At 61.1% G+C, this 3,659-nt stretch carries 3 protein-coding genes and 1 pseudogene; 2 read left to right on the forward strand and 2 right to left on the reverse strand.

Annotation, left to right across the window (positions count from 1 at the left end):
* Positions 1 to 349: 349 nt before the first annotated feature.
* On the forward strand, positions 350 to 685 hold the full coding sequence (locus Q0K43_RS10680) for a hypothetical protein (protein ID WP_297290512.1): 336 nt from the start codon (positions 350 to 352) through the stop codon (positions 683 to 685).
* Positions 686 to 726: 41 nt separating this feature from the next.
* On the opposite strand, the gene Q0K43_RS10685 is transcribed toward Q0K43_RS10680, so the two are convergent.
* Positions 727 to 1,344 (reverse strand): hypothetical protein, encoded by a 618-nt coding sequence (locus Q0K43_RS10685; protein ID WP_297290513.1) that lies wholly within the window; start codon positions 1,342 to 1,344, stop codon positions 727 to 729.
* Positions 1,345 to 1,359: 15 nt separating this feature from the next.
* Positions 1,360 to 2,889: an NAD(P)H-hydrate dehydratase gene (locus tag Q0K43_RS10690; protein ID WP_297290514.1), complete on the reverse strand. Its 1,530-nt coding sequence runs from the start codon at positions 2,887 to 2,889 to the stop codon at positions 1,360 to 1,362.
* Positions 2,890 to 3,270: 381 nt separating this feature from the next.
* Here Q0K43_RS10690 and pheS point away from each other — a divergent pair.
* Positions 3,271 to 3,659 (forward strand): annotated as a pseudogene (pheS, locus tag Q0K43_RS10695) (phenylalanine--tRNA ligase subunit alpha); the annotation flags it as partial.

Genomic DNA, 3,659 nt, shown 5'->3' on the forward strand with positions numbered 1-3,659 from the left:
GGCAGCATAGCCCGCAGCGCCCGATAATTATGTTCCAAATTGGACAGATCGATCTCCGTCCATGTTCTTGTCTGCGTCTGTTTCATCCGTTTTCCTCTTCACCCTTGAGATACACCGCCCCCTGCCGCCGACGGCAGGTACAGCAGTCCTGTTTATTATACTACGTCGCTCCGCCGGTCACAACCCCAAACCTGCCGCAGCTGGCTTTCCATTTTTTCATGTAATGTTCATAGAATTCTCAAGACATTTCCACTGCTTTCGGATATACTATAGGCACAAACGCAGTACAGCGGGTGGTTTCCGCCCGGCTTTCTGTAGAACTTCAGCGGAATAAAAGGAGGATACTTCCATGATGCATGATATTGGCAAAATATTGGCCGACGTAGGTCTGGCCAGCGTAGGTCTGGCCGCTCTGGCCGCCGAGCAGGCGGGTAAGGCCGGAAAGTTTCTGATCGACAAGGGCGCGGTAGCCCTGGAGGAGGGCAGAAAGCACGGCGCCCAGATCCAGCGCAAGTGCCAGGAGGAGGCCCAGCGCCGTCGGGAGGAGCAATTTGACCGGCATGTCAGCCAAATGAGCGCCCAGCAGCGGGAAGAACTGCGCCGCCGTCTGTCAGAGCTGGACGACCTGGAGCAGGAAGCGGCCCAAGCGGAAGAAGATACCGACGATACCGACACTTTGTCATGAATGGACAGAGGCGCTGCGAAAACCGCAGCGCCTCTGTCCGTCTATTCCTCAGTCTCTCCCGCCGTCATCTGGAAGTCGGCAAAGACGCACTGGATCACAGTATATCCGTCCTGGGACAGCTCCCCCCGCAGCAAAGCATGGCTGTCCGGGTCAAACCAGAGGGAGCATTCCCGTCCGGTTCCCGCCTGGGCCTCCGGGTCCCGGCAGATCACCCGCAGTACCTGGCCCTGATCCCAGTCCTCCATGGCACACTCGGCAATGAAACCTTCCGTTGCATACTCCAGCAAGACCGGCACGGCGTCCATCGGACTCATGCCGCTTTCATCAAGAGGGCCAGTCTCCACCCAAACCCCGTCGTACTCCAGGCTCCCGCTGCCATCCTTCAGCCGGGCGGTCACGCCCGCCACCGCCTCCGGGCTGATCACGGTAAGCACGCATTCTCCTTCACGATGATACTCCAGGGCAAGGCCATACTCGTATACCCGCTGCCCATAATCCGCAGTGACGGCCAATTCCGCACTGCATCCCTCCATGGCCAGGTATTCCCCCCGAATATCCAGGGCCATCTGCTCTGCTCCGGTGGCCCCGCCGCCGCAGGCGGCCAGGGACAGCCAAAGTGTCATCATCAGTACGCACAGGCCAGTCCCGCGGCGCACCATAGTTCCCCCTTTTATTTACTCCATATATTGCTTGAACACCCGGGGCAGAGCCGCCACCATGTCGGTTGGAGTCATACCGTACTCCCCGATCTCCCTGGCGCACAGGTCACCGGCAGCGCCGTGAATCCATACGGCCATGGGCACCGCCTGCCGGGCGGTCAGGCCCTGCCCCAGCAGGGCAAGGATCACACCGGCCAGCACATCGCCGCTGCCACCCTTGGCCATACCCGGATTGCCGCTGGTATTGATATAGGCGGTGCCGTCGGGGAAGGCTGTTATGGTACGGTGTCCCTTCAGCACCAGACAGCAGCTGTGTTCCATGGCGAAGCGTCGGGCGGCGCCCAGCCGGTCTCCGTCGGACAAATCGCCGCCCAACCGCGCAAATTCCCCGTCGTGGGGCGTGAGTATGGTATGCAGGCCCTGCCGTGCGTCCAACACATCTATATGTCCTTCCAGGGCATTTATGCCGTCGGCATCCAGCACCACAGGGATATGGATCTCACCCAGCAGGTGGCGTACCACAGCAGCCACACCGTTACCGCGGCCCAGACCCGGGCCAATCAGGCACACACCGCATCCGGTCAATTTATGATGGACAACCTCTCCGGCCTCCAGAGACAGCTGTCCCTCCTTCCCCGCCGGCAGGGGGTAGGGCATGGCCTCATCCAGCTTAGCCGCAGCCACCGCCCAGATGGGGGTGGGCACCCCCACAGACACCAGCCCGGCGCCGGAACGCACCGCCGCCTGGGCCGCCAGCACCGGAGCGCCGGTATAGCCCACACAGCCTCCCAGAATGGCGCACCGGCCGAAATCGCCCTTGTGGGCGTCCAAGGGGCGGCGGGGCAAGCGTACATCGGCGGCCTCCACGGTACTCACCGGACAGTCCAGCGCATCCACCAAATCTTTGGGAATTCCAATATCGGCTACCGTCAGCTTGCCGGTACACAGTCCGCCTTTCCCTACATAGTGGCCCGCTTTGGGCAGGGTGAAGGTAACAGTACGGGCGGCGTGTACCGCCTCCCCCAGCACCCGGCCGGTGTCGGTCTCTACTCCGCTGGGGATATCGGCGGACACCACAGGGATGTCGCAGGTGTTCATCATATGGACGGCAGTAAGGGCATCCCCCCGCACATCGCTGTTCAGCCCGATGCCGAAGAGGGCGTCCACCATCACATTGGCCTCCAGGCACCAGGCGGCAAACTCAGCATCATCGGGCTGGAAGGGTTCCAGTTTTCCTCCTGCCGCCGCCAGTTTCGCCTCCATGGCTCGGGTATCCTGGGTCATCTTCTCATGGCTGCCCACCAGGACACATCGCACTTCAAATCCCGCCTCCAGCAGCTGTCGGGCGCAGGCCACGCCGTCGCCGCCGTTGTTGCCCGGCCCGCAAAAGCACACTACCCGTCCAACGCAGTCCCCCGTTAGGTTCATGACCTCCTCGGCCAGGGCCGCTGCCGCCCGCTCCATCAGGTCGGTGGAGGGAATTCCCCGCTCTTGGATGGCGATCCGGTCGGTTTCCCGCATCTGCTGTGCTGTGGCGATCCACATATTCACACACACTCCTGTTCCTTGGTTCTTTCGTTCAGTCAGCCCCATTATATGCTGTCCATCCCGCCTCGTCAATTTTAATCTTGCACTTTCCATCAAACTGTGCTATAAATAATCTTACTTGCGAAGAAGGGAAAAAGATCGGTTCCCCGCCCAGCAGAGAGCGTCCGTCACCGGCTGAAAGCGGATGTGGGGTTGGCCCGTTCGGTTCGTCCTGGAGCGGCCCTGGAGACAGGGACGGATTTGCCCCACGTTATCGGGGCCAAAGTGCCCGCTGCGTGCGGGAATTGCGGGTGGTACCGCGGAAGGTTTGCCTTTCGTCCCAATGGATTGGGATGGAAGGCTTTTTCATTTGTTATTACTGCAAAAGGAGCTACGAATATGAAGGAAACATTGGAAACCATTCGCCGGGAGGCGCTGGCCGCGTTTGAATCCGCCGCCACCACCCAGGAGTTGGACGAGCTGCGGGTCAAATACCTGGGCAAGAAAGGCGAGCTGACCGCGGTACTCAAAATGATGGGCAAGCTCTCCGCCGAGGAACGTCCGGCTATGGGCCAGCTGGCCAACGAGGTCCGCGCCGCCCTGGAGGCCGCCCTGGAGGCCAAGGGCAAGGAGCTGGAAGCCAAGGCCCTGGAGGACCGGCTGAAGGCTGAGGCCCTGGACATCACTGTCCCCGGCAAGGCCGTCAAGACCGGCCACCGCCACCCCATGTATATCGCCCTGGACGAGATCAAGGAGATCTTCATCGGCATGGGCTTCACTGTGCTGGA

Origin of the sequence: uncultured Flavonifractor sp. (assembly GCF_944383115.1) — a bacterium.
GTDB lineage: Bacteria > Bacillota > Clostridia > Oscillospirales > Oscillospiraceae > Flavonifractor.

Excerpts from the sequence above, each read along its gene's own strand:
- Q0K43_RS10680 (WP_297290512.1), top strand. The coding sequence starts at position 350 with ATGATGCATGATATTGGCAAAATATTGGCCGACGTAGGTCTGGCCAGC.
- Q0K43_RS10685 (WP_297290513.1), bottom strand. The coding sequence starts at position 1,344 with ATGGTGCGCCGCGGGACTGGCCTGTGCGTACTGATGATGACACTTTGG.
- Q0K43_RS10690 (WP_297290514.1), bottom strand. The coding sequence starts at position 2,889 with ATGTGGATCGCCACAGCACAGCAGATGCGGGAAACCGACCGGATCGCC.